This is a genomic window from Streptomyces sp. NPDC087787 (assembly GCF_044743035.1).
GTDB lineage: Bacteria > Actinomycetota > Actinomycetes > Streptomycetales > Streptomycetaceae > Streptomyces.
This window is the reverse complement of sequence record NZ_JBIUVQ010000007.1, coordinates 262,504-287,408: the sequence shown is the minus strand read 5'-3', so window position 1 is coordinate 287,408 and position 24,905 is coordinate 262,504. Positions and strand designations below refer to the sequence as shown.

The window sequence follows — 24,905 nt, the reverse complement described above, 5'->3', positions numbered from 1 at the left end:
CCCCCGGCCGGTCGGCCGGGGGTCAGGCCGCCGGGCCCGAGCTGGCCAGGGCCTTGGAGAGGTCTTGTGCCACCTGCTGGAGGACCGGGACGATGCGCTCCGTCGCGATGTCCGTGACACGGCCCGCCGGGCCGGAGATGGAGATCGCCGCGGCCGTGGGGCTGTCGGGGACGGTGACCGCGAGGCAGCGGACGCCGATCTCCTGCTCGTTGTCGTCGACCGCGTAGCCGAGCCGGCGGACCTCCGCCAGTGCCGCCAGGAAGCCTTCCGGGGTGGTTATGGTCTTGTCCGTGGCGGCCGGCATCCCCGTGCGGGCCAGCAGCGCGCGCACCTCGCTGTCGGACGTGTTGGCGAGCAGCGCCTTGCCGACACCCGTGGAGTGCGGCAGCACCCGGCGCCCGACCTCGGTGAACATCCGCATGGAGTGCTTGGACGGCACCTGCGCCACGTAGACGATCTCGTCACCGTCCAGCAGCGCCATGTTCGCCGTCTCGCCCGTCTCGTCCACCAGCCGGGCCAGGTACGGCCGCGCCCAGGTGCCGAGCAGCCGCGCGGCGGACTCGCCGAGGCGGATGAGGCGGGGCCCGAGCGAGTACCGGCGGTTCGGCTGCTGCCGTACGTAACCGCAGGCGACCAGGGTCCGCATCAGCCGGTGGATGGTGGGCAGGGGCAGACCGCTCGCGGCGGAGAGCTCGCTCAGACCCACCTCGCCTCCGGCGTCCGCCATCCGCTCGAGCAGATCGAAGGCACGCTCGAGGGACTGGACCCCACCGGTGGCGGCGGGGCCGGCGGAGGCGGAGGACTTGCGCTCGTCTGAGGGCGGCACGTCGCATTCCTTTCTGCGGGTGTGGCCGCATGCTACCGGCCTGGTCGGATGCCCACCCAGGCCTGTCATGGACCGTTCCTACCGATCAGCAAGGGTTTGTCCATATCCTTGTCTGGAATGCGGGCTGACCCTTGACGCTGCTCTCGGTGAAAACTACGTTCTGGCCACCGGAAGTTTACTTCCGTTCTGTGGAAAACCTCGAACGTTCCCCCACCTTCCCCTCCCCGGGAGCCCGTATGCCTCCTGCTGTGGATGACCGATCATCCGTGGACACCGGCAACACCGCGAGTTCTGGCCTGTACACGTACGACCTCGCCCCCACGAAGAGAGAAGGGCGCCGCTGGGGCGCCTACAACGTCTTCACGCTCTGGGCCAACGATGTGCACAGCCTCGGCAACTACGCCTTCGCGATCGGACTGTTCGCGCTCGGCCTGAACGTGTGGGGCATCCTGGCCGCCTTCGCACTCGCCTCTCTCCTGCTCTTCCTGCTGCTCACCCTGTCCGGGTTCATGGGACACAAGACGGGCGTCCCGTTCCCCGTCATGAGCCGTATCGCGTTCGGCATCAAGGGCGCGAAGATACCCGCCGGCGTCCGCGGCGGCGTCGCCATCGCCTGGTTCGGCATCCAGACCTACCTCGCCGCCTCCGTGCTGAGCGCGCTGCTCGTGGCCATGTTCCCCGGCCTGGGCAGCCTCGAGAAGCACTCCGTGCTCGGTCAGTCCCTGCTCGGCTGGATCACCTTCATGGCCCTGTGGCTGCTCCAGGTCCTCATCGTGAGCTACGGCATGCAGATGATCCGGCGCTACATGGCCTTCGCCGCGCCCACCACCCTGATCACCATGAGCGCCCTGGCCGCGTGGATGTTCTTCCGGGCGGGCGGATCGATCTCCCTGTCCGACGGCCACCCGCTCCCGGGCGGCACGATGTGGCTGCACGTCCTGCAGGCCGCCGCGCTGTGGGTGGTCATCTACGGCACGTTCGTACTCAACTTCTGCGACTTCACCCGTTCGGCCAGGAGCCGCGCCTCGATCGTCCGCGGCAACGTGATCGGCATCCCGGTGAACATGCTCTTCTTCGCCGTCATCGTGGCGGTCCTGTGCGGCGCGCAGTTCAAGCTCGACGGGCAGATCATCACCAGCCCCACGGACATCGTCCGCACCATCCCGAACATGATCCTGCTGGCCGCGGCCTCGATCGCCCTCATCGCCCTGACCGTCGCGGTGAACCTGCTGGCCAACTTCGTGGCACCGATCTACGCGCTGGTCAACCTCTTCCCGCGCCGGCTGAACTTCCGCCGCGCCGGCCTGGTGAGCGCGTGCGTCGGCCTGGTGATCACGCCGTGGAACCTCTACAACAACCCGATCGCGGTGGAGTACTTCCTCGGCGGCCTCGGCGCCCTGCTCGGACCGCTCTTCGGCGTGATCATGGCCGACTACTGGCTGCTGCGCAGGGCCCGGGTCAACGTCCCCGACCTCTACACCGAGGACGCGCGGGGCGAGTACCACTACCGCCGCGGCTACAACCCGCGGGCCGTCTGGGCCTTCGTGCCCTCCGCGGCCATCGCCGTCGTCCTCGCCCTGATGCCCGCCTTCCACGTCGTGGCCGGCTTCTCCTGGTTCGTCGGCGCCATCCTCGGGGCCGTCCTCTACTCGGTCATCGCCGACCGCGACGTCCTGATCCAGGACGTGGACGGCGAGGCCATCGCGGTCGCCGCCGAATGAGCCGCGCACGCATCGCGCACTGAACCAGCCGTCCAGCAGAATCACCCAGAAAGCCGACCATGCGCATCCTCGTCGTGAACGTCAACACCACGCAGTCCATCACCGACTCGATCGGTGAGCAGGCGGCGGCCGCGGCGTCACCCGGCACCGAGATCGTCCCGCTGACCCCCTCCTTCGGAGCGGAGTCCGTGGAGGGCAACTACGAGAGCTACCTCGCCGCCATCGCCGTGATGGAGGCCGTACGCGCCCACCCCGGGCCCTTCGACGCCGTGATCCAGGCCGGCTACGGCGAGCACGGCCGCGAGGGCCTCCAGGAACTCCTCGACGTCCCCGTCGTCGACATCACCGAGGCCGCCGCGAGCACCGCCCAGTTCCTCGGCCGCACCTACTCCGTCGTCACCAGCCTGGACCGCACGGTCCCGCTGATCGAGGAGCGCCTCCACGTCGCCGGGCTGAGCGCCCGCTGCGCCTCCGTGCGCGCCAGCGGGCTCGCCGTGCTCGATCTGGAGCGGGACGAGAAGGCCGCCGTCGCGGCGATCGCCGACCAGGCCGCCCGCGCCGTGGAGGAGGACCGGGCGGAGGTGATCTGCCTCGGCTGCGGGGGCATGTCCGGGCTCACCGAGCGTGTCGCCGAACGCACCGGGGTCCCCGTCGTCGACGGCGTGACCGCCGCCGTGACGATCGCCGAGTCCCTCGTCCGGCTCGGTCTGTCGACCTCCAAGGTGCGCACATACGCCCGGCCGCGGCCCAAACGGATGGTCAACTGGCCCCCGAGCGCGCGTTGACGCGGATCATGCGTCGCCCGCGCAGGCCGCCGCGACGAGGTCCCGCTCCGCCAGGAAGGTCTTGACTCATGAGGCCCGGCCATGAAGACTCCGTCTACAGGAAACTTGTTTCCGCTCTCCGGAATATTGCTTGTTTCGCGGGTGAGCGACAGTGAACGAAGGAACCGCACCAGAGGAGGGGCGTCCGTTGCCCGACGTACAGCTCGTACTGCGCTCCACGCGCGTCGTGACCCCCGGCGGCGTGCGCCCCGCGTCCGTCACCGTCGCCGACGGCCGGATCGTGGCCGTACTGCCGCATGACGCCGAGGTGCCGGCGGGCGCGCGGCTGGAGGACGTCGGCGACGACGCTCTGCTGCCGGGACTCGTCGACACCCACGTCCACGTGAACGACCCCGGGCGCAGCGACTGGGAGGGCTTCTGGACCGCCACCCGGGCGGCGGCCGCCGGAGGCATCACCACCCTCGTCGACATGCCCCTCAACTCGCTGCCGCCGACGACGACCGTCGACAACCTCCGCGTCAAGCAGGAGGTGGCCCGCGGCAAGGCCCACATCGACGTCGGATTCTGGGGCGGCGCGCTCCCCGACAACGTCAAGGACCTGCGGCCCCTGCACGACGCGGGCGTCTTCGGCTTCAAGTGCTTCCTGTCCCCGTCCGGGGTCGACGAGTTCCCCGAGCTGAACCACGACCAGCTGACCGCCTCCATGGCGGAGATCGCGGGCTTCGGCGGGCTGCTCATCGTGCACGCGGAGGACCCGCACGAGCTCGGGCTCGCCCCCCGGCTGAGCGGTCCGAAGTACGCCGACTTCCTGCGGACCCGCCCGCAGGTCTCCGAGGACAGCGCGATCGAGGGCCTCATCGCGCTGGCCCGCCGGCTCGGCGCGCGGGTCCACATCCTGCACCTGTCCTCCTCCGGCGCGCTGCCGCTGATCGCCGCCGCCAAGCGCGAGGGCGTCCGTCTCAGCGTCGAGACCTGTCCGCACTACCTCACCCTCACCGCCGAGGAAGTGCCCGACGGGGCCAGCGAGTTCAAGTGCTGCCCGCCGATCCGCGAGGCCGCCAACCAGGACCTGCTCTGGGCCGCGCTCGCCGACGGCACCATCGACTGCGTCGTCACCGACCACTCGCCGTCCACCGTGGACCTCAAGACGTCCGACTTCGCCACCGCCTGGGGCGGCATATCCTCGCTCCAGCTCAGCCTGTCGGCCATCTGGACGGAGGCGGCCCGGCGCGGCCACGGCATCGAGGACGTGGTCCGCTGGATGTCCGAGCGCACCGCGAACCTCGCCGGTCTCGACCGCAAGGGCGCCGTCGCACCCGGCCGGGACGCGGACTTCGCGGTCCTGGCCACCGACGAGACCTTCACCGTCGACCCGGCCGCGCTCCAGCACCGCAACCGCATCACCGCGTACGCGGGCAAGACCCTGCGCGGCGTCGTGAAATCCACCTGGCTGCGCGGCGAGCGTATCTACGACCCCGCGCTCGACGACCGCTTCACCGAACCCACCGGCCAGCTTCTGGAAAGGACGAACTGATCACTGTGACGGCGACCCTGCACTTCACCGGCGACGCGAACCCCTACGGCGGCGGCGACCCCTACGCCGACTACCGTACGGCCGAACTCCCCTTCACCAGGCACGCCAACCTGGCCGACCGCCGGCTCGGCGCGGGCGTCGTCGCCGCCAACGACGAGTTCTTCGCCCAGCGCGAGAACCTGCTGGTGCCCGAGCGGGCCGACTTCGACCCCGAGGACTTCGGGCACAAGGGCAAGGTCATGGACGGCTGGGAGACCCGCCGCCGGCGCGGCGTCTCGGCCGAGCACCCCTGGCCCACGGAGGACGACCACGACTGGGCGCTGATCCGGCTCGGTGCGCCCGGCGTAGTCCGCGGCATCGTCGTGGACACCGCCCACTTCCGCGGCAACTACCCGCAGGCCGTCTCCGTCGAGGGCACCTCGGTCGACGGTGCCCCCACGCCCGAGGAACTCCTCGGTGACGACGTCAAGTGGACGACCCTCGTCCCGCGCACCGCGGTCGGCGGCCACGCGGCCAACGGTTTCGAGGTGAACGCCGAGCAGCGCTTCACGCACCTGCGTCTCAAGCAGCACCCCGACGGCGGCATCGCCCGCCTGCGGGTGTACGGCGAGGTCGTGCCCGACCCGGCGTGGCTGGCCGCGCTCGGCACCTTCGACGTGGTGGCGCTGGAGAACGGCGGCAGCGTCGAGGACGCCTCCGACCTCTTCTACTCGCCGGCCACCAACACCATCCAGCCGGGCCGTTCCCGCAAGATGGACGACGGCTGGGAGACCCGCCGCCGCCGCGACCAGGGCAACGACTGGATCAGCTACCGCCTGGCCGGGCACACCGAGATCCGCGCCCTGGAGATCGACACCGCCTACCTCAAGGGCAACAGCGCCGGCTGGGCGTCGGTCTCCGTCAAGGACGGCGAGACCGGCGAGTGGACGCAGATCCTGCCGCGCACCCGTCTCCAGCCCGACACCAACCACCGCTTCGTGCTGCCCGCGGCGGCCGTGGGCACGCACGCGCGCGTGGACATCTACCCGGACGGCGGCATCTCCCGGCTCCGCCTGTTCGGCGCGCTGACCGGGCAGGGCGCGGCCGCCCTGGCGGCCCGTCACCAGGAACTGGGTGGCTGACCCGTCCGTGCCCGCGGGGCGTTCCGTCCGCACGGACCGGCACGCCCCGCCCGCCGGGTCCGGCGGGGCCGATGAGTTTCGGGGGACGGTGGGGTCTGTACCGGTGACGGAGTACCGCACCGGAAGATCCACCGAAGAGAAGACCCACCGAAAGAGAGGCACCCGCGATGGGCAAGCTCGTCGTCACCGGTTTCGTGAGCATCGACGGCGTCCACCAGGCGCCCGGCGGTCCCCAGGAGGACGACCGCGACGGCTTCACGCAGGGCGGCTGGAGCGTTCCGTACGGCGACGAGGACTTCGGCCGGTTCATGACCGAGGTCTTCGACCGCGCCGGAGCCTTCCTCCTCGGCCGCCGCACCTACGACATCTTCGCCGCGTACTGGCCACAGGTGACCGACCCCGCGAACCCGGTGGCCGCCCGCCTCAACGGCCTGCCGAAGTACGTGGTCTCCACGACCTTGACGGACCCCGCCTGGCAGGGCACCACGGTGATCTCCAAGGACCTGGCCGCGCAGGTCGCCGCGGCCAAGGAGCGCACCGAGGGCGAACTCCAGGTCCACGGCAGCGGCGCCCTCGTGCGCTCCCTGCTGGCGCTGGACCTCGTCGACACGGTGCACCTGCTGACGTTCCCGGTCGTACTCGGCGCCGGACACCGCCTGTTCGAGGAGGGCACCGTCCCGACCGCCTTCGCGCACACCGGTGGCCGTGTCACCGGGGCGGGCGTGTCCATCCAGTCGTACGACGTCGTGGGACGCCCACGATACGGCTCCTATCAGGATTAACTTCCCGCGAATTCAACGAACTTGACGGTGAACTCCTGAGCTTGTCATTGACATGCCACTATCTACGCGCGTCATGATGAGCCCATGACATTCCCCCCGCGTACCACCCGGATCGGCGCCGCGGGCGCCCTCCTGTCCGCTCTCCTCGTCGGCGGCACCGTCGCCGCCGCCCCGGCCGACGCCGCCGCGACGGCGGTCGGCAGCATCTGCTACAGCGCGCTGCCCTCGCAGGCGTACGACACGCTGCGACTGATCGACAAGGGCGGTCCGTTCCCGTACTCCCAGGACGGCGCCGTCTTCCAGAACCGCGAAGGCGTCCTGCCCGCGCAGGCGAGCGGGTACTACCACGAGTACACGGTCGTCACCCCGGGCTCCTCCGACCGCGGCGCCCGGCGCATAGTCACCGGCAAGAAGACGCGGGAGGACTACTACACCGCGGACCACTACGTCACGTTCAAGCTCGTCAACTTCGGCTGCTGAACCACGAGTCGACCGCACGTCCCTCGCCCCGCGGACCCTCCACGCACACCGGCCGCGGGGCCGGGCAGCCGTACGCGGGCGCCGTGGGTGCTGCCCGGCGACGGGGCCGGTCAGGGCCGCGGAGCGCTCAGCGCCCACAGCGCGGTGAGCAGGGTGGCCCCGCACAGCGACATCCCCACGGCGGCCACCAGGCTCCCGCCGATGAGGAGCGCCCCCGCCACGGTGCCCAGGACGAGCCCGAACGCGGCCACCCGGGCGCCCGGCCACCACCAGGGCCGCGTGCGGCGCGCCGTGGCGTCGACCGGGGTGAAGGAGTCCGCCAGGGCCGTGCGGACCGCGGCGTGCTCGTCGAGAAGCACACCGCGTGGGGCGACCTGCCGCCGCCGCCCGAGGGGGACCAGACGGGTGCCGTCCGTCAGCCGTACCACCACCGCGTCGCGCGAGCCGGTGCTGTGATGGGCGCTCACCTCGACCGGGCCCCGGAGGCCGTCGACGACGGGATGCCACATGATCCGCTGCCAGACGGCCGGCCGGTCGCTCGCGCCCGTCTCGGTGAGCCTGAGCCACAGGCTCTCCGAGAGTGCATGCGGGGAGGCGGACCCGGTACCGCAGTGCACCGTCGCGGTCATCGGTCGGGACGGCTGCCGCGCCGCCCGCAGGAACCGCAGACCTCGCCGGACCCACACCAGGCACAGCCCGAGGGCCGTGACCCCGGCGAGCAGGACCGGGACGAACAGGTCGTCTTCGGTGGCCGTCTCCTCCGGGTCACCGGGGAAGCCCCGCGGGTCCGTCTCGTCCGGGTCGTAGGCGACGGGGAACCGACGGCCCTTGGTGTAGCGGTCGGTGTCGTAGATCTCGAAGCGCTGTACGTGCTCACGGCCCGTGCCGTCCTTCCAGCGCACCCGGATGTCCTCGGTGTCCCCGAGGTCGTCCTCGACGACCACGCCGGTGGCGCGGGCCGTGGCCCGGTCGCGGGCCTGTTCATGGGTGTACGCGTGGAAACCCAGCCAGCCCGCGAACAGCGCGAATCCGGTCAGGGTGGCCGTCACGCCCAGCAGGGCGACGCGCAGGGCGGGGCCGGGGCGTCTCATGCTCTCTCCGCCTTATCGGTCCCGGCCTTCTCCAGCAGGGCGTGGACGGGCGCCGGGTCGCCGCCGTCCACGGCCGTTATGAGCACCTCGTACAGGTCGACGACCGTGCCGTCCGGCGCCGTGAGTACGGTGCCGATCCAGCGGGAGGTGCACGACCAGCCGGCTTCCAGCAGCAGCGGCGTCAGGGCCGCGCCCATGGCACCGGCGAGTACCTGGCTGCCGACCGTCCGGCGCACGGCGGCCGGCAGCCAGCGCAGTTGAGGGCGCATCCGGCGGGCGAGGCCGTACCAGTCGCCGTCGGCGACGGCGTCCAGTGCCGCGCGCAGCGCCCCGGTGGGGGAGGGCTGCCCGGTCGCGGCCGCCAGCGCCTCCGCGCGGGGGCCGCCGTCGCCGGGGAGGCGGAACCTGTCGGGGTCGAGCTGGAGGAGGCGCACCGGCTTCAGGTCCTCGGGCCGGAGGGCACCGTCCCCGCCGCCCGCCTGGAGCGTCCCACCAAGTCCGTCCGCGCAGGCCAGACGCTGGACGCACCACTCGGCGGCCACCTCGGCGTCACGCAGCACCAGCGGAGCCGAGCCGTACGCCGCACGGGTGCCGGTGCCGGTGTCGCTGCCGGTGTCGGTGTCGGTGTCGCTGCCGGTGTGCGGCAGCGCGGCCGTCCGCACGGCCGTCGGCGGATGGGTGGCCGTCGCGTAGACGTCCAGAGCCTCCTCCTCGGCGTCCTCGCGGGCGGCCCGGTCCCGCACCAGCGGGTCCTGGAGGGCGAGGTCGAACGCCTCGTAGAGGTCGACCGGGTACATGCCGTCCTCGACCAGGTCCTCCACCCAGTCCCGCGCGAGCCCGTCGAAAGCCGACTCGATCACCGCGACCCGCTCGACGGCCTCGCGTACCGCGGCACCGCCAACTACCCGGGCGGCCTCCGCGTCGGCCGCCAACTCCTCCTGCCAGGACCACGGTTGGGTTGCGCGCAGCAGGGGAGCGGCCAGTGGGGCCAGTGGCCGCAGGCGCCCCTCGAGCCGTTCGGCGAGCGCCACGCGAGCCGCCAGCAGGGCACGTGTGCGACGGTCGTCGAAGTGACGCTCGTGGGCCAGCTCGTGCGCGATCACCGCGGCCAGTTGCGTGGCCGGGAGCGCCCGCACCAGCGGCAGCCCGAGCAGCAGCGCGTAGGCGCGTCCGCCCCCGATCCTCACCCGGTACGTGAGTACTGCCGGCTCCGGCACGATCCGCACCAGCAGCGGAGCGCCGAAACCGGTCCGCTCGGCCATGTCCCTCACCAGCGCCGCGAGTTCCGGTTCATCGTCCGGCCGCACCGCCCGGCCCGGCAGGGCCTCGGGGAGGACGCCCCTCGTGTACAGGGCCGGAAGCAGCCACAGCATCGGCAGCGCGGCCGCCTGCCAGACTCCCCAGATCAGCCCCACGGCCGCGATCAGCACAAAGAAGCCGATCAGTGGCAGCCAGGCGACGGCTGCCATGGCCGCGGTCGACGACCACGCACGGACCGCCGAGACCTGCGGTCCTCCGGATATGCGACCGTCCATCACACTCCTGTCGTGCCATGAGGTGTCGGCGGATTCTGTCATAACCAGGTCAAGCCTGCGGACGGTTGAGCGGCGCGTACGGTGCCGACCCGCGAGCGGCGGTCGGGCACCGACCACCGCCGGCCCGGTCGGGCGCGCCCGGCGCCGGCGGGTCGTCGGTCTTGTGGGCCTGTCGGTGGGGGCCGTCCGGTCAGCGTCCTGTGGCGGGTCAGTCAGTCGTCCGGGCCCTGCGGCTGGGGCTGTCTGGTCGGGTGTGCCGGGCGGTGGTGGGCCGTCGGTCTTGTGGGCCTGTCGGTGGGGGCCGTCCGGTCAGCGTCCTGTGGCGGGTCAGTCAGTCGTCCGGGCCCTGCGGCTGGGGCTGTCCGGCCGGGCGCGCCCGGCGCCGGCGGGCCGTCGGTCTTGTGCGCCGGGCGGTGGGGCCGTCCGGTCAGCCCCTGGCGGCGCGGGCCTCCCCGTCGTACGCGCCCGGCCGGGGGCCGTCCGGGCGAGCGTGCCGACGGGAACGGACGCCGAGGACGGGGAGGTTGTGGCCGGAGCCGGGCGGGAGGAGGTTCCAGCGGGAGCCCGGAGCCCGGAGCCCGGAGCCCGGAGCCCGGAGCCCGGAGCCCGGAGCCCGGAGCCCGGAGCCGGGGTGGGGCTGTGCCACACGCGGCTCGGCTCAGGGGCGCAGCACCACGCGTCGGCCGTGGAGTTCGCCGCGCTCCATGCGCCGGTGGACCTCCGCCGTGGCGCTGAGGGGCTGGTACTCGACCGAGCGGGGCCGCAGACCGCCCGAGGCCAGGAGGTCGTTGACGGTGGACGCCGCCTCGGCCAGTTCCGCGGCCGTGGCGTTGGAGATGGCGAAGCCGTGCAGGGAGCCGTCCTTCATGTAGAGCGGACCGACCGGCAGGGTCGGCTCGTCGCGGGCGCCGGACAGAACGACGATGCGTCCGCGGTGGGCGAGGAGGCCGACCGCGGTCGTCAGGTCGTTGCGTCCCGAGGTGTCGACGTGGACGTCGACACCTGACGGGGCGAGCCGCGCCAGCCGCGCCGCGAGATCGAGGGCGTGGTGGTCCACGACCTCCGCCGCGCCCAGGCAGCGGACGTGCTCGTGGTCGCGCGGGGCGGCCGTGGCGAGGACGCGTGCGTGCGCCCGGTACGCGAACTCCACCAGCGCGCTGCCCACGTTCCCGGCCGCGCCGCCGACCAGCACCGTCTCTCCGGGGCGCAGCCCGCCGTGGGTGAAGAGCGCGAGACAGGCGGTCGCGGCGGGATGGAACACGGCCACCGCCCTCCTCAGCGCGTACGCCCGCAGGCAGCCGGTAGAGGCGGTCGGCCGGCACCACGGCCCGTTCGGCGGCGGCGCCCTGCCGGCCGTCGTGGCCCAGGCTGTTGCACCACACCGTCTCACCGACGGCGAAACCGGACCCCGCGGACGCCACCGTGCCCACGAGGTCCCGCCCGACCACGAACGGAAACGGCAGCGGCGTCCGGAACAGTCCCGACCGGACGAAGGTGTCCACCGGATCGACCACGGTGGCCACCACATCCACCAGCACCTCACCCGGCCCCGGCACGGGATCGGGCAGCTCGCCGAAGCGAATGACGTCGGGCGACCCGAGCTGTTCGACATAGGCGGCACGCATGACCACCGATTCTCCCACCGCGAGACCCGCGCGGCGCGGATGACGCCCGCGGCCGGCCCGAAAGCCGATTCGGGAATCCGGGCGGCCCGACCGCGATGGCCGTGGGCGTCGGCCCCTCAGCGGAAGACGGCCCTGTCCGCGCCCGCGATCTCGGCCAGGCTCACCGGACGGTGTTCGCGGCGGGAGACCTCGCAGGCCTCGGCGACGCGCAGGGCCTGGAGGGCCTCGCGGCCGTCGCACGGGTTGGGGCGTTCACCATGCAACACCCCTACGAACGCCTCCAGTTCGGCCTCGTAGGCGGGGCCGAAGCGTTCCAGGAAGTCGGGATAGGGCTTGTCCGCGGCCGGCGGGCCGGTCGGCTCGGTGGACGCGATCGGCGTCCGGTCGTCGAGGCCGACCACGATCTGGTCCAGTTCACCGGCCAGTTCCATGCGCACGTCGTACCCGGCGCCGTTGAGGCGGGTCGCGGTGGCCGTGGCGAGCGTGCCGTCGTCAAGGGTGAGCAGCGCAGCGCCGGTGTCGACGTCGCCCGCCGCGCGGAACATCGCGGGACCGGCGTCGGACCCGGTCGCGTACACGCTGACGACCTCACGGCCCGTTATCCATCGCAGCATGTCGAAGTCGTGAATGAGTGCGTCCCGGAACAGCCCGCCGGACAGCGGAAGCCACTCGGGCGGCGGCGGTGCCTGGTCGGAGGTGAGCGCGCGCACCGTGTGCAGACGCCCGAGGCGACCCGAGCGCACGGCCTCGCGGGCGCCCGCGTAACCCGTGTCGAAGCGGCGCATGAACCCCATCTGAAGCACCGTGCCCGCGGCTTCGACCTCGGCGAGCGCCTGTAATGTCCCCGGCAGGTCCAGGGCGATGGGTTTCTCGCAGAACACCGGCAGTCCCGACCGTGCCGCCCGGCCGATCAGTTCGGCGTGGGCGGAGGTCGCGGTGGTGATCACCACCGCGTCCACCCCCCAGGTGAATATCTCGTCCACCCCCGGTGCCGCTGTCTCACCCAGCCGCAGGGCGAGGGCCTGTGCCCGCGCCGGATCGGCGTCCGTGAGGATCAAGGATCCGACCTCTCGATGGCGGCTGAGCGTGTTCGCGTGGATGGTGCCGATGCGGCCCGTACCGATGACCCCGATGCGCATGGAAACAAAGTGATGGCGGACCCCTGACCCTGTCAATCGGCATGTCCGGACAATCGGACTTCACTACTTCCCGTCATCCGGCCGCGGAGCTACGCTCGGCCCGTGCCGAAACCAGAAGTGGACCCCACCGTCTCACTCGAGCTCCGTGTGGACCGGAGTTCCCCGGTACCGCTGTACTTCCAGCTGTCCCAGCAACTGGAGGCCGCGATCGAGCACGGCAGGCTCACCCCCGGCAGCCTGCTCGGCAACGAGATCGAGCTGGCCGCCCGGCTCGGCCTGTCCCGGCCCACCGTCCGCCAGGCCATCCAGTCGCTGGTGGACAAGGGCCTCCTGGTGCGCCGCCGCGGTGTCGGCACCCAGGTCGTGCACAGCCGGGTCAAGCGCCCGCTGGAACTGAGCAGCCTCTACGACGATCTGGAGGCGGCCGGGCAGCGCCCGTCGACGACGGTCCTGGTCAACACGGTGGTCCCGGCCTCAGCCGAGGTCGCCGCCGCCCTGGCGGTCGCCGAGGGTGAGGAGGTCCACCGCATCGAACGGCTGCGCCTGGCCCACGGCGAGCCGATGGCGTACCTGACCAACTACCTGCCGTCCGGACTGCTCGACCTGGACACCGCCCAGCTGGAGGCCACCGGCCTGTACCGGCTGATGCGCGCCGCCGGGATCACCCTGCACAGCGCCCGCCAGTGCATCGGCGCCCGCGCCGCCGGTCCCGCCGAGGCCGAGCGGCTCGCCGAGGCCGAGGGCGCACCCCTGCTCACCATGCAGCGCACCACCTTCGACGACACCGGCCGCGCGGTGGAGTACGGCACGCACACCTACCGCCCCTCCCGCTACTCCTTCGAGTTCCAGCTCCTCGTACGGTCCTGACGGCCTCACGCGCCTCCGACCTCACCTCCTTATGTCCGGACAATATGACCGGTCATGGCTCCCCGGCCGCGGAACCGGGCATTCCGGTGTCCGATAATGGAACGTTCGGGGCCGGTGGGATCACTGTCGGCCCCTTGCGTACGTTCGGGCACAGCAAGAAGGGCACGGCCTCGTGGCACGCTTTCCAACCTGGGTAGTCATCGCGCTGACAGGGGCCCTGTCCCTGTCCCTCGCGGGGTGCAGCAGCACCGGCGGCAAGCGGGCGGAGGACGCCCGCAAGGCCGCGGCGGCCCAGGGCAGGGCCGCGGTGAACACCCCCCGCTGGACCTTCGCGATGATCACGCACTCCGGGGACGGCGACACGTTCTGGGACATCGTGCAGAGCGGCGCCAAGCAGGCCGCCGTCAAGGACAACATCAACTTCCTGTACTCGCACGACGCCCAGGCCCAGCAGCAGGCCCAGCTCGTGGACGCCGCGGTGGACAAGAAGGTCGACGGCATCATCGTCACCCTCGCCAAGCCCGAGGCGCTCAAGGCCGCCGTGGCCCGCGCCGGGAGAGCCGGCATCCCGGTGATCACGGTCAACTCCGGATCGGCGCAGTCCAAGGCGTACGGCGCCCTCGCGCACATCGGCCAGGACGAGTCCGTCGCCGGTGAGGCCGTCGGGCAGGAGCTGAACGGGCGCGGGAGGAAGAAGGTGCTCTGCGTCCTGCACGAACAGGGCAACGTCGGCCACGAGCAGCGCTGCGCCGGGGTGGCGAAGACCTTCTCCGGCACGGTCGAGAACCTCTACGTCAACGGCACCAACATGCCCGACGTGCAGGCCGCGATCGGCGCCCGGCTCCAGGCGGACAGGTCCGTCGACGCCGTCGTCACGCTCGGCGCCCCGTACGCGGACACCGCCGTCAAGGCGAAGGCCGACGCCGGCAGCCGCGCCGAGGTCGACACCTTCGACCTGAACGCCAAGGTCGCCGCCGAACTGAGGGACGGCACGCTCGGCTTCGCCGTCGACCAGCAGCCCTACCTCCAGGGCTACCAGGCCGTCGACCTGCTCTGGCTCCACAAGTACAACGGCGATGTCCTCGGCGGCGGCCGGCCGGTGCTCACCGGCCCGCAGATCGTCACCAAGGACCAGGCGGCCACGCTGGAGGAGTACACGAAGCGGGGCACCCGATGAGCGGCACCACCACCGGCCGGCCCGCGGCCCCCGCAGGAACCTCCGCCGCTGAAACGTTTCCGCGGACCTCCGCGCTGCGCGGGCTGCTCACCCGACCCGAGCTGGGCTCGGTCGTCGGCGCGATCGCCGTCTTCGTCTTCTTCGCCTGCGCCGCGGACGGCTTCCTGCGCGCCTCCAGCCTCAGCACCGTCCTGTACGCGTCCTCGGTGATCGGCATCATGGCGGTTCCGGTCGCGCTGCTGATGATCGGCGGCGAGTTCGACCTGTCGGCGGGCGTCATGGTGACGTCCTCCGCGCTGGTCTCCTCGATGTTCAGCTACCGGATGACCGCGAACGTCTGGGTCGGGGTCGGTGTATCACTGCTGGTCACCCTGGCGATCGGCGCATTCAACGGCTTCATGCTGACCCGTACGGGACTGCCCAGCTTCATCGTCACCCTGGGCACCTTCCTGATGCTGACCGGGATGAACCTTGGCTTCACCAAGCTGATCGGCGGCACGGTCTCCACCAAGACGATCGGCGACATGGAGGGCTTCCCCAGCGCCCGCGCGGTGTTCGCCTCGACGCTCACCCTCGGCGGCGTCGACGTCAAGGTCACCATCCTGTGGTGGCTCGGCCTGGTCGCCGTCGCCTCCTGGATCCTGCTGCGCACCCGCACCGGCAACTGGATCTTCGCGGCCGGCGGCAACAAGGACGCCGCCCGCGCGGTCGGCGTACCGGTCACCCGGACCAAGACCGGCCTCTACATGGGCGTGGCCCTCGGCGCCTGGATCTGCGGGCAGCACCTGCTGTTCTCCTTCGACGCGGTGCAGTCCGGCGAGGGCGTCGGCAACGAACTGATCTACATCATCGCCGCCGTCATCGGCGGCTGCCTGATCACCGGTGGACACGGCAGCGCCGTCGGCTCGGCGGTCGGTGCCCTCCTGTTCGGCATGACCAGCAAGGGCATCGTCTTCGCCGAGTGGAACCCCGACTGGTTCAAGTTCTTCCTCGGAGCGATGCTGCTCCTCGCGACCCTGCTCAACACCTGGGTCCGCAGGCGGGCGGAGGCCACCAAGTGACGCAGAGCGAAGGACGTACCAGCACGCGGGCCGAAGCCCGCACGGCACTCGTGGAGCTGTCCGGCGTCAGTAAGCACTACGGCGGTGTCCGCGCCCTGGAGGACGTCGGCCTGGAGGTCCACGCCGGGGAGATCACCTGCGTCCTGGGCGACAACGGCGCAGGCAAGTCGACCCTGATCAAGATCATCGCGGGGCTGCACCAGCACGACGGCGGCATCCTGCGCGTCGAGGGCGAGGAGACCCGGCTCACCTCCCCGCGCGACGCCCTGGACCGGGGCATCGCCACGGTGTACCAGGACCTGGCGGTCGTGGGCCTCATGCCGGTCTGGCGGAACTTCTTCCTCGGTTCCGAGCCCCGCAAGGGGTCCGGCCCCTTCAAGCGCCTGGACGTCGGCCTCATGCGCAGGACGGCACGGGCCGAACTGCTGCGGATGGGCATCGACCTGCGCGACGTCGACCAGCCCATCGGCACCCTGTCGGGCGGCGAACGCCAGTGCGTCGCCATCGCGCGCGCGGTGCACCTCGGCGCCAAGGTGCTCGTCCTGGACGAGCCGACCGCGGCGCTCGGCGTGAAGCAGTCGGGCGTGGTACTGAAGTATGTGGCGGCGGCCCGCGACCAGGGCCTGGGCGTTGTGTTGATCACCCATAACCCGCATCACGCGTACCTCGTAGGTGACCGGTTCGTCCTGCTGAGGCGGGGCGCCATGGCCGGCCACCACACCCGGGACGGGATCACCCTGGACGAGCTGACCCGGCAGATGGCCGGCGGCAGCGACCTGGACGATCTGCGCCATGAACTGCAAGGGTCCTGAGGGCCCGGGAGGTTGTGACATCATGCGGCTCCGCAGGGCGGGCGCGACGGCACCCGTGCCTCCGTACCCGGTACAAGTACCGGTACAAACCGGGCGCCGCCCCCTCGGTGCCCCGTACGGAACCCTTACCCGCCGTGCGGCAGAATCGGGCCCGATGAGCACCTACCGCGACCTCACCGCCCCCATCGGCTCCCGACGCGCCCCCGTGCTGCGCACGGTCGGTACCCGGGAGCGGCGCTCCCACCTGACCGCGCCCCGCGTCCCCACGGTGGGCATCGACATCGGCGGCACCAAGGTGATGGCGGGCGTCGTCGACGCCGACGGGAACATCCTGGAGCGGCTCCGCACGGAGACCCCGGACAAGTCCAAGAGCCCGCGGGTCGTCGAGGACACCATCGTCGAACTGGTCCTGGACCTGTCCGACCGGCACGACGTCCACGCGGTCGGCATCGGCGCGGCCGGCTGGGTCGACGCCGACCGCAACCGCGTGCTGTTCGCCCCCCACCTGTCCTGGCGCAACGAACCCCTGCGCGACCGCCTCTCCGAGCGCCTGTCCGTGCCGGTCCTGGTCGACAACGACGCCAACGCCGCCGCCTGGGCCGAGTGGCGCTTCGGCGCGGGCCGGGGCGAGGACCACCTCGTCATGATCACGCTCGGCACCGGTATCGGCGGCGCGATCCTGGAGGACGGCCAGGTCAAGCGGGGCAAGTTCGGGGTCGCCGGCGAGTTCGGGCACATGCAGGTCGTGCCCGGCGGTCACCGCTGCCCGTGCGGCAACCGCGGCTGCTGGGAGCAGTACAGCTCGGGCAACGCCCTGGTGCGGGAGGCGCGTGAGCTGGCCGCGGCCGACTCCCCGGTCGCCTACGGGATCATCGAGCACGTCAAGGGCAGCATCCCCGACATCACCGGGCCGATGATCACCGAGCTGGCCCGCGAGGGCGACGCCATGTGCATCGAGCTCCTCGAGGACATCGGCCAATGGCTCGGCGTCGGCATCGCCAACCTGGCCGCCGCCCTCGACCCGTCCTGCTTCGTCATCGGCGGCGGGGTCTCCGCGGCCGACGACCTGCTGATCGGCCCCGCGCGCGACGCGTTCCGGCGGCACCTCACCGGCCGCGGCTACCGCCCCGAGGCGCGTATCACCCGCGCCCAGCTCGGCCCCGAGGCCGGCATGGTCGGCGCCGCCGACCTCGCCCGGCTGGTCGCCCGCCGCTTCCGGCGCGCCAAGCGGCGCCGGGTCGAGCGGTACGAGCGCTACGAGCGGTACGCGCAGGCACGGCGCGAGGCCCGGGAGGCGCTGTGACGATGTCGCTGCCACGCCAGGCGGCGCCTCCGGACGGCCGGCCACCGCGCGTCGAGGACCGCCGGCGCCGCAACCGCCGCAGGGCCCTCACCCTGCTGATCATCGTGCTGCTCATCGGCGTCCCGGCCGGCTACCTGGTGATCTCCGCCAACCAGAGCCGTGACAGCGGCAAGGACAAGGAGGCCCGGTACGCGGTGAGGGGCCTCGCGCCCGGCTACCCGTCCAAGGTCCAGCGCCGCCTCTACCAGGTCCCGATACCGCACCCGGCCGACATGGTCTCCTACTACGAGACCAACAACTGGAAGACCAGCCGCCTCTACGTCCAGTTCCGGACCACCGAACCGGGCCTCACCTCCTTCCTCGAGGCCATGGGCGTCAACCGCGACGACCTGAAGGAGGGCGCCGTCACCGTCGGAGCCCGGGACAAGACGACCACCGGCTGGACCTTCACGAGCCCCGGCCCCTGGTGGGGCCTCAGCCACAGCCAGAAGAACCCCGCCCCCACGCAGGACGTGGTCGTGAACCTGTCCAACCCGGTCCTGCCGATGGTCTACGTCGTCTCCCGCACCGTCCCCTGACACCGGCCGGCACCGACCGGGGCCCGTCCCGGGCCGCCGGAGCCGATTGTCAGACCCCGCCCGTAGAGTCGAAGACGACTGGACCGGACGGCGAGCGGGAGGTGACAGAACGTATGAGCGACATGGTGGCCGGCGCGACGGCCCACGCGACGAACACGGCCTCCCTGTCCCCCCGCCTCGCCGCGCTCTTCCTCCCGGCCCCTCTTCCCCGCGACAGCCGTATCGCCTTCTGGGACCCGACCGGAGACGTATGGCCGGGGAACGGAGCGGCCGATCCCGCCGCCGACCCGGCGCACACGGAGCTCACGGTCGTGCGGCGGCATGGGCAGGGGGCCCGGCGCAGGAGCGCGCCCGCGTTGGCGCTGCCGATCGAGGACGCGCTGCCGCACCTCGTCCGGGCACGGCACGATCCGGCGGCGCACCCCGCCACGGCGTGCTGGGGCGCCGCCGCCCTGCACGCGCTGCGGCTCGTCGCCCGTGGACGGCTGCTGCCCGGCCTGACCGCCACCGGGCACGACGCCTGGCGCGCGGGTCCCCTCGACCCGGACGACATCGCCCACCTGCGCGCGATCGCCGCCGCCCTGCCCCACGAGGGCCACGCCGTCCCGCTGCCCGGTCCTGGCCCGCTGCGGCTGCCCGAACCGGAGGCGCTGCTGCGCGCCTTCCTCGACGCGGTGGCCGACACCCTGCCCCGTACCCCGGCCGCACCCCGCACCTGCGGGAAACCCTTCGCCGCCCGCGGCCCGCAGCGCCTGCCGCACGCCCACGACTGGGCGGCCGAGGTCGCCGCCGGCATGGACGCGGGCGTACGTGTGTCGCTCCGCCTGGACCTGTCCCCGCACGACCTGTTCGACGGCGCCGACGACGGCGCCGCACGGGGCGCCGGCGCGGCGATCGTCCAGGTGCACAGCCTCGCCGACCCCACCCTCGTCACCGACGCGGCGGCCCTGTGGGCGGGCGAGGCGGACCCGGCTTTCGGCCCACGCGCACGCGTGGACGCCGCCCTCGCCGTACGGCGCGCGGCCCGCGTCTGGACCCCGCTGGACCGGCTCTCCGAGCAGGAGGTGCCCGACGTCCTCGCCCTCTGCGAAGCCGAGGTGAGCGAGCTGCTCGGCGTGGCCGCGACGCGGCTCGCCGCGGCCGGCGTCGCCGTGCACTGGCCGCGCGACCTGGCCCAGGACCTCACGGCGACCGCGGTGGTACGCCCCGCGCCGGGCTCCGCCAAGGACGGCACCGGCTTCTTCGAGAGCGAGGAACTGCTCCAGTTCCGCTGGCAGCTGGCACTCGGCGGCGATCCGCTCAGCGACGCCGAGATGGACGCGCTCGCCGAGGCCCACCGCCCGGTGGTGCGGCTGCGGGACCGCTGGGTGCTCGTGGACCCGGCCCTCGTCCGCAAGGCCCGCAGGCGCGACCTCGGCCTGCTCGACCCGGTCGACGCGCTGTCCGTCGCCCTCACCGGCACCGCGGACGTGGACGGCGAGACGGTCGAGGCGGTGCCCGTCGGCGCGCTGGCGGCCCTGCGGGACCGGCTCATGGCCGGCGTACGGCCCGCCGAACCGCCGCCCGGCCTCGACGCCACCCTGCGCGACTACCAGCTGCGCGGCCTGGGCTGGCTCGATCTCATGACCTCTCTCGGCCTCGGAGGCTGCCTCGCCGACGACATGGGCCTCGGCAAGACGGTCACCGTCATCGCCCTGCACCTCAAGCGGGCGCACCATGAACCCACCCTGGTGGTGTGCCCGGCCTCCCTGCTGGGGAACTGGCAGCGGGAGATCACCCGGTTCGCGCCCGGCGTCCCCGTCCGCCGCTTCCACGGCCCGGACCGCTCCCTGGACGGCCTCGGCGGCGGCTTCGTGCTCACCACGTACGGCACGATGCGTTCAGCGGCGCCGCTGCTGGCCGGGCAGCCCTGGGGCATGGTCGTCGCCGACGAGGCCCAGCACGTCAAGAACCCCTACTCGGCGACCGCGAAGGCGCTGCGAACGATCCCGTCCCCCGCGCGCGTGGCCCTCACCGGCACGCCCGTGGAGAACAACCTCTCCGAACTGTGGGCCCTGCTCGACTGGACCACCCCGGGGCTCCTCGGCCCGCTGAAGTCCTTCCGTGCCCGGCACGCCCGCGCGGTGGAGAGCGGCGGGGCCGAGGACAACGGCGAGGCCGTGCGGCGACTGGGCCGCCTGGTACGCCCCTTCCTGCTGCGCCGCAGGAAGTCCGACCCCGGAATCGTCCCCGAGCTCCCGCCCAAGACGGAGACGGACCACCCCGTCCCGCTCACCCGCGAACAGGCCGCGCTGTACGAGGCCGTGGTGCGCGAGTCGATGCTCGCCATCGAGACCGCCGAGGGCATGGCCCGGCGCGGGCTGGTCCTGAAACTGCTGACCTCGCTCAAGCAGATCTGCGACCACCCGGCGCTCTACCTCAAGGACGAACACGCCCGCGGCGGCGACCGGCCGGCGGCGCGCTCCGGAAAACTGGCGCTCCTGGACGAGCTGCTGGACACCCTGCTCGCCGAGGACGGTTCGGCGCTGGTCTTCACCCAGTACGTCGGCATGGCCCGCCTGATCACCTCGCACCTCACCAGCCGCGCGGTCCCCGTGGACCTGCTTCACGGCGGTACGCCGGTCCCGGAGCGCGAGCGCATGGTGGACCGCTTCCAGAGCGGCGAGACCCCGGTCCTCGTACTGTCCCTGAAAGCGGCGGGCACGGGCCTGAACCTCACCCGCGCGGGCCACGTCGTCCACTTCGACCGCTGGTGGAACCCGGCGGTCGAGGAGCAGGCCACCGACCGCGCCTACCGCATCGGCCAGACCCAGCCGGTGCAGGTGCACCGCCTGATCACCGAAGGCACCGTGGAGGACCGCATCGCCGAGATGCTCGCCGCGAAGCGCGCCCTGGCCGACGCGATCCTCGGCGGGGGCGAGTCGGCGCTCACGGAGCTGACCGACCGCGAGCTGTCCGATCTGGTCTCGCTGCGCAGGGAGGGCTGATGGACGAGCGCCCCGCCGACGTGGCACGCCGGGCCCTGCGTGCCGCCCGGGAACAGCGGTCCCGGACCCCCGACAGACCCGCGGACCGGCGCACGCCCGCGCCGGACGAACCGGCCGGTTCGGTGAGCCGCCCCGGGGACGCCGCCCGGGACGCACTGCGGCGCGCGGTGTCGGCCCGGCACGGCGACGGCACCGCAGACGACGGCGCCGGGCACGGGCCGTCGACGGCCGTGGAGGTCGAGGAGGTCGAGGAGGTAGAGGAGGCCGAGGAGGCCGAGGAGGCCGCGGAAGCCGCGGAGGGCACGGAGGCCGCGAAGGCCGCGAAGGCTGAGGAGGCCGCGGAGGAGTCGGCATCCCGGCCGGCGGCGCCCTCCGGTGCCCCGGCGGATGACGCCCCCGCGGACGACGCCCCACCACCGCGGCCCGCGGGGGCGCGTCCCTCGGAGGCCGCGCGCGAGGCGCTGCGCGGCGCCCTGGCCCGGCGTGCGGCCTGTGCGGAGCGGTCCCGTGAGGACGCCGCGCAGGCGGGGACCAGGGCCGCTCGCGGTCCGACCCCGCCTGCGCGCCGGGCACCCCGGCCGGCGCCCGCCGACCCCACCCCGGCCGGAACCACCGTCGAATACGGCTGCGCGGACACCCACGCCCACGCGCCCACCGGCGCCTTCCGGATGCCCCCGGCAAAGCCCGACCACGACCCGGAGCCCGGCGACGACGGCCCTCTCGCCTCCCACGCGGACGCGTCGCCCAGCCCGTCCGCCGGCCCTCCGCACCACACGCCGCAGGAGGCCATCCCCGGCGTCCCCTCCGGGATGCCGCGCACCATGGCCTCCCCCCGCCGGGACGGCGAACTCCGGCGTACGTTCCCGGCCTTCCCGGCACGGGAGGTCGAAGGAGAGCGGTTCGCCGAGACCTGGTGGGGCGACGCGTGGATCGACGCGCTGGAGAAGGGCGCGCTGGACGCGGCGCGGCTGGCGCGCGGGCGCCGGTACGCGCGGACGGGGCACGTGGACGCCGTCACGGTCACCCCGGGACTGGTCCTCGCGTACGTGCAGGGGAGCCGGCCGCGCCCGTACCGGGTCCAGGTGCGGCTGCGGACGCTCGACGACGCCGACTGGGACCGGTTCCTGGACGCCGTCGCCGAACGCCCCGGGCACATCGCCGCACTCCTCGACAAGGAGATGCCCCAGTCCCTCGCCGACTGCGGCGTCCCGCTGCTCCCCGGCCCGGGCGACCTGGAGCCGCACTGCAGCTGCCCGGACCGCGGCCACCCCTGCAAGCACGCCGCCGCCCTCTGCTACCAGACCGCACGCCTGCTGGACGCGGACCCCTTCGTCCTGCTGCTGCTCCGCGGCCGGGGCGAGCGCGAACTGCTCGACGCCCTGTCCCGGCTGAACGCCACCCGCGCGGCCCGCGCCGCGCAGGAGCGGGAACCGGCGCCGTTCCCGGGCGTACGCGCGGCCGACGCGCTCGCCGAGAGCCACCGCCCGCCGCTGCCCGCGCCGTTGCCCGCACCCCCGCACCCGGAACAGCCCCCCGTGTACCCGGCGGCACCGGGCGGCCCCGACCCGTTCGCCCTTGACCAACTGGCCACCGACGCCGCCGCCCGCGCCCACGCCCTGCTCACCACCGGCCGCGACCCGGTCGGCGGCCTCACCCTGTGGCAGGACGCGGTACGCCTCGCCGCCGCCCGCCCCGGCTCCGGACTGACCGCGGCCACCCGCTCCCTGTACGCCTCGCTCGCCTCGGCCACCGGCCGCACCACGGCCGAGCTGGCGCGCGCGGTGGCGGCCTGGCGCCAGGGCGGCGAAGAGGGGCTCGCCGTCCTGGAGGAGCCCTGGGACCCGCCCGCCGGCCGATTCGACCGGGCCCGGCCGCTGCTGCTCGCCGCCGACCTGCCAGCCTTCCGGCCCTGGCGTAACCGGCTCACCCACCCCCGCGGCCATCTCCAGCTCCGCCTGGGCCGGGACGGCCTGTGGTACGCGTACGAATCGGAGCAGGACCGCGACGACTGGTGGCCCCGCGGCACCCCCGACCTCGACCCGGTCGGCGCCCTGACCGGCCTGGGCGCACCGGGCGCCCTCTGACAGATCCGTGTTTCGCGAACAAGGGGAGGCAACGGACCACTGGCGCTGAAGGCGCGGGCTCGACCAGGGGCTCCGGTGACGATCAGTAAGAGCCGGCGGTGCGTTGCAGGGCGACCACGGCGGCGTCGTCGGACAGGCGGCCGCCGACGTGGTTCAGCAGGTCGGCCCGCAGATGGTGCACCAGAGCCACGGGGCTGTCCTGCGCCCAGGAGACGGCCCGCGCGGCGAGCGGGTAGAAGAGGCCCCGGGGGTCGCGTGCTTCGACCACACCGTCGGTGTACAGCAGCAGCAGGTCCCCCGGCTCCAGCAGGAAGGTGTCCACCCGGTACTCCGGCGTGCTCAGCTCGCCCAGCCCCAGCGGCGGAGCGGGAGCGCTGGCGTGCAGCGTGACGACCTTCCGTTCGCGCAGCAGCAGGGGCGGAGGGTGCCCGCAGGACACCATCTGCGCCTGCGGCGCCGCGTCGGGGATGTCGATGATCGCGGCCGTGATGAAGCATTCCCCCTCGTCCGCCGACTCGGTGGGCTCGGCCAGGTTCCAGCACACACTGCGCTCGAGGTAGGTCATCAGCTCGGGCAGGGCCGCCTTCCGGCGCGCGGCCTCCCGGAACGCGCCCAGCAGCAGCGAGGCGTCGCCCATCGCTGTCAGGCCCTTGCCCATCACATCGCCGATGATGAGCCTCGTGCCGAAGGAGGTGCGGACGGCCGCGTACAGGTCGCCGCCGATCAGCGCCTCCTCCTGGGCCGCCATGTACACCGACGCCACCCGCAGCGGCCCGATGCGCCGGGGCAGGGGTCTGAGCACCACCCGCTGCGCGGCCTCCGAGACTCTTCGTACCTGCTCCAGCTCACGGTTGTGCCGCTCGCGCAGATATCGGAACACCGTCACGACCACCGAGACCACGATCAGGGAGATGATCTGCGCGCCGACGCTCTCCGTGGTCAGGAGGTGGGCCACCGCACCGACGCCGAGCAGGGCGGCCACGGCGATGACACCGACCAGGGCGGTGAGGAAGGGGCTGGCGAAGGAGGCGGTGATCGCGGGAGCCACGATCAGCAGTGGCCCCAGCGGCACGTGGGGCCCGGTCAGAACGTCGGCGACGATGATGGCGGCGATCAAAGCGAGCGGCACCGCGAGCAGGGCGTCGCTGGCCTGCCACGAGTGAATGCCCTGCGAGATCCGCCGCCGAAGACGCATGCTTCCTGCTTACACCCACCGCTGGGGCACGGCAGCCCGGAAGGCTCGTCTCAGCGGGGCGCGAGACGGGTGGCCAGGACAAGCGGCGGCTCATCTGTCCAGATGAAGCGCTGGGTTCGACTTCGTGCTCCTCGATCGGTCCGTCGGTGGAGCACATGATCCGGACTCCGCGGTCGAGGGCCGCTTCGGCGGTCGTGAGGCC

The 24,905-nt window shown here is 72.8% G+C and carries 19 protein-coding genes and 1 pseudogene; 14 read left to right on the top strand and 6 right to left on the bottom strand.

From position 1 onward, the window contains the following. Positions 1–22: 22 nt before the first annotated feature. Positions 23–826 (bottom strand): IclR family transcriptional regulator, encoded by an 804-nt coding sequence (locus ACIOWN_RS14380; RefSeq protein ID WP_362354131.1) that lies wholly within the window; start codon positions 824–826, stop codon positions 23–25. A gap of 236 nt (positions 827–1,062) precedes the next feature. On the opposite strand from ACIOWN_RS14380, the gene ACIOWN_RS14375 reads away from it, so the two are divergent. The 6 genes from ACIOWN_RS14375 to ACIOWN_RS14350 all read left to right on the top strand — a co-directional run bounded on the left by ACIOWN_RS14375 (position 1,063) and on the right by ACIOWN_RS14350 (position 7,249). Continuing rightward, a complete protein-coding gene (locus ACIOWN_RS14375) occupies positions 1,063–2,547 on the top strand; it encodes an NCS1 family nucleobase:cation symporter-1 (RefSeq protein WP_401982354.1) in 1,485 nt (494 codons plus the stop codon). Between the two features lie 59 nt (positions 2,548–2,606). Then, positions 2,607–3,332, top strand: coding sequence for an aspartate/glutamate racemase family protein (locus tag ACIOWN_RS14370; protein ID WP_362354127.1), 726 nt, complete (start codon positions 2,607–2,609; stop codon positions 3,330–3,332). Positions 3,333–3,519: 187 nt separating this feature from the next. Then, on the top strand, positions 3,520–4,866 hold the full coding sequence (allB, locus tag ACIOWN_RS14365) for an allantoinase AllB (RefSeq protein ID WP_401982353.1): 1,347 nt from the start codon (positions 3,520–3,522) through the stop codon (positions 4,864–4,866). A gap of 5 nt (positions 4,867–4,871) precedes the next feature. Further along, on the top strand, positions 4,872–5,987 hold the full coding sequence (alc, locus tag ACIOWN_RS14360) for an allantoicase (protein WP_362354121.1): 1,116 nt from the start codon (positions 4,872–4,874) through the stop codon (positions 5,985–5,987). Positions 5,988–6,154: 167 nt separating this feature from the next. Further along, a complete protein-coding gene (locus ACIOWN_RS14355) occupies positions 6,155–6,769 on the top strand; it encodes a dihydrofolate reductase family protein (protein WP_362354119.1) in 615 nt (204 codons plus the stop codon). A gap of 84 nt (positions 6,770–6,853) precedes the next feature. Next, positions 6,854–7,249, top strand: a complete 396-nt coding sequence (locus ACIOWN_RS14350; protein WP_362354117.1) for a ribonuclease domain-containing protein — start codon at positions 6,854–6,856, stop codon at positions 7,247–7,249. A 110-nt stretch (positions 7,250–7,359) separates the two neighbouring features. On the opposite strand, the gene ACIOWN_RS14345 is transcribed toward ACIOWN_RS14350, so the two are convergent. The 4 genes and pseudogenes from ACIOWN_RS14345 to ACIOWN_RS14330 form a co-directional block, all read right to left on the bottom strand. Then, complete coding sequence (locus ACIOWN_RS14345; protein WP_362354115.1) at positions 7,360–8,340, bottom strand: hypothetical protein; 981 nt, start codon at positions 8,338–8,340, stop codon at positions 7,360–7,362. After that, complete coding sequence (locus tag ACIOWN_RS14340) at positions 8,337–9,875, bottom strand: M48 family metalloprotease (protein WP_401982351.1); 1,539 nt, start codon at positions 9,873–9,875, stop codon at positions 8,337–8,339. The genes ACIOWN_RS14345 and ACIOWN_RS14340 overlap by 4 nt, the downstream gene beginning before the upstream one ends. A 658-nt stretch (positions 9,876–10,533) precedes the next feature. Beyond that, positions 10,534–11,500, bottom strand: a pseudogene (locus ACIOWN_RS14335) (NADPH:quinone reductase). Positions 11,501–11,616: 116 nt separating this feature from the next. Beyond that, entirely contained in the window at positions 11,617–12,639 is a 1,023-nt protein-coding gene (locus ACIOWN_RS14330) for a Gfo/Idh/MocA family oxidoreductase (protein ID WP_362354109.1), read from the bottom strand. Between the two features lie 117 nt (positions 12,640–12,756). Between ACIOWN_RS14330 and ACIOWN_RS14325 the strand changes: the two genes are divergently transcribed. From ACIOWN_RS14325 to ACIOWN_RS14290, 8 genes are all read left to right on the top strand, one after another. Continuing rightward, on the top strand, positions 12,757–13,506 hold the full coding sequence (locus tag ACIOWN_RS14325; RefSeq protein WP_362354170.1) for a GntR family transcriptional regulator: 750 nt from the start codon (positions 12,757–12,759) through the stop codon (positions 13,504–13,506). A 172-nt stretch (positions 13,507–13,678) separates the two neighbouring features. After that, the gene (locus ACIOWN_RS14320) at positions 13,679–14,683 is read left to right on the top strand and encodes a substrate-binding domain-containing protein (protein WP_401982349.1); all 1,005 of its coding nucleotides are present in this window, start codon (positions 13,679–13,681) and stop codon (positions 14,681–14,683) included. Beyond that, positions 14,680–15,744: an ABC transporter permease gene (locus ACIOWN_RS14315; RefSeq protein ID WP_362354105.1), complete on the top strand. Its 1,065-nt coding sequence runs from the start codon at positions 14,680–14,682 to the stop codon at positions 15,742–15,744. Before ACIOWN_RS14320 ends, ACIOWN_RS14315 begins: the two co-directional genes overlap by 4 nt. Continuing rightward, positions 15,741–16,556 (top strand): ATP-binding cassette domain-containing protein, encoded by an 816-nt coding sequence (locus tag ACIOWN_RS14310; protein WP_362354103.1) that lies wholly within the window; start codon positions 15,741–15,743, stop codon positions 16,554–16,556. The genes ACIOWN_RS14315 and ACIOWN_RS14310 overlap by 4 nt, the downstream gene beginning before the upstream one ends. A 154-nt stretch (positions 16,557–16,710) precedes the next feature. Beyond that, entirely contained in the window at positions 16,711–17,859 is a 1,149-nt protein-coding gene (locus ACIOWN_RS14305; RefSeq protein ID WP_100566523.1) for an ROK family glucokinase, read from the top strand. After that, positions 17,856–18,437: a sugar kinase gene (locus ACIOWN_RS14300; protein ID WP_362354101.1), complete on the top strand. Its 582-nt coding sequence runs from the start codon at positions 17,856–17,858 to the stop codon at positions 18,435–18,437. Before ACIOWN_RS14305 ends, ACIOWN_RS14300 begins: the two co-directional genes overlap by 4 nt. Before the next feature lie 122 nt (positions 18,438–18,559). Next, the gene (locus ACIOWN_RS14295; protein WP_401982377.1) at positions 18,560–21,424 is read left to right on the top strand and encodes a DEAD/DEAH box helicase; all 2,865 of its coding nucleotides are present in this window, start codon (positions 18,560–18,562) and stop codon (positions 21,422–21,424) included. Continuing rightward, positions 21,424–23,508 carry an SWIM zinc finger family protein gene (locus ACIOWN_RS14290; RefSeq protein WP_401982348.1) on the top strand — a complete coding sequence of 695 codons (2,085 nt, stop codon included), beginning with the start codon at positions 21,424–21,426 and terminating at the stop codon, positions 23,506–23,508. The genes ACIOWN_RS14295 and ACIOWN_RS14290 overlap by 1 nt, the downstream gene beginning before the upstream one ends. 82 nt (positions 23,509–23,590) lie before the next feature. Here ACIOWN_RS14290 and ACIOWN_RS14285 read toward each other — a convergent pair whose 3' ends face one another. Then, positions 23,591–24,703 (bottom strand): PP2C family protein-serine/threonine phosphatase, encoded by a 1,113-nt coding sequence (locus ACIOWN_RS14285; protein ID WP_362354095.1) that lies wholly within the window; start codon positions 24,701–24,703, stop codon positions 23,591–23,593. Positions 24,704–24,905: the final 202 nt, after the last annotated feature.

Excerpts from the sequence above, each read along its gene's own strand:
- ACIOWN_RS14375 (WP_401982354.1), top strand. The coding sequence starts at position 1,063 with ATGCCTCCTGCTGTGGATGACCGATCATCCGTGGACACCGGCAACACC.
- ACIOWN_RS14370 (WP_362354127.1), top strand. The coding sequence starts at position 2,607 with ATGCGCATCCTCGTCGTGAACGTCAACACCACGCAGTCCATCACCGAC.
- ACIOWN_RS14355 (WP_362354119.1), top strand. The coding sequence starts at position 6,155 with ATGGGCAAGCTCGTCGTCACCGGTTTCGTGAGCATCGACGGCGTCCAC.
- ACIOWN_RS14350 (WP_362354117.1), top strand. The coding sequence starts at position 6,854 with ATGACATTCCCCCCGCGTACCACCCGGATCGGCGCCGCGGGCGCCCTC.
- ACIOWN_RS14345 (WP_362354115.1), bottom strand. The coding sequence starts at position 8,340 with ATGAGACGCCCCGGCCCCGCCCTGCGCGTCGCCCTGCTGGGCGTGACG.
- ACIOWN_RS14340 (WP_401982351.1), bottom strand. The coding sequence starts at position 9,875 with ATGGACGGTCGCATATCCGGAGGACCGCAGGTCTCGGCGGTCCGTGCG.
- ACIOWN_RS14330 (WP_362354109.1), bottom strand. The coding sequence starts at position 12,639 with ATGCGCATCGGGGTCATCGGTACGGGCCGCATCGGCACCATCCACGCG.
- ACIOWN_RS14315 (WP_362354105.1), top strand. The coding sequence starts at position 14,680 with ATGAGCGGCACCACCACCGGCCGGCCCGCGGCCCCCGCAGGAACCTCC.
- ACIOWN_RS14305 (WP_100566523.1), top strand. The coding sequence starts at position 16,711 with ATGAGCACCTACCGCGACCTCACCGCCCCCATCGGCTCCCGACGCGCC.
- ACIOWN_RS14295 (WP_401982377.1), top strand. The coding sequence starts at position 18,560 with ATGGTGGCCGGCGCGACGGCCCACGCGACGAACACGGCCTCCCTGTCC.
- ACIOWN_RS14290 (WP_401982348.1), top strand. The coding sequence starts at position 21,424 with ATGGACGAGCGCCCCGCCGACGTGGCACGCCGGGCCCTGCGTGCCGCC.
- ACIOWN_RS14285 (WP_362354095.1), bottom strand. The coding sequence starts at position 24,703 with ATGCGTCTTCGGCGGCGGATCTCGCAGGGCATTCACTCGTGGCAGGCC.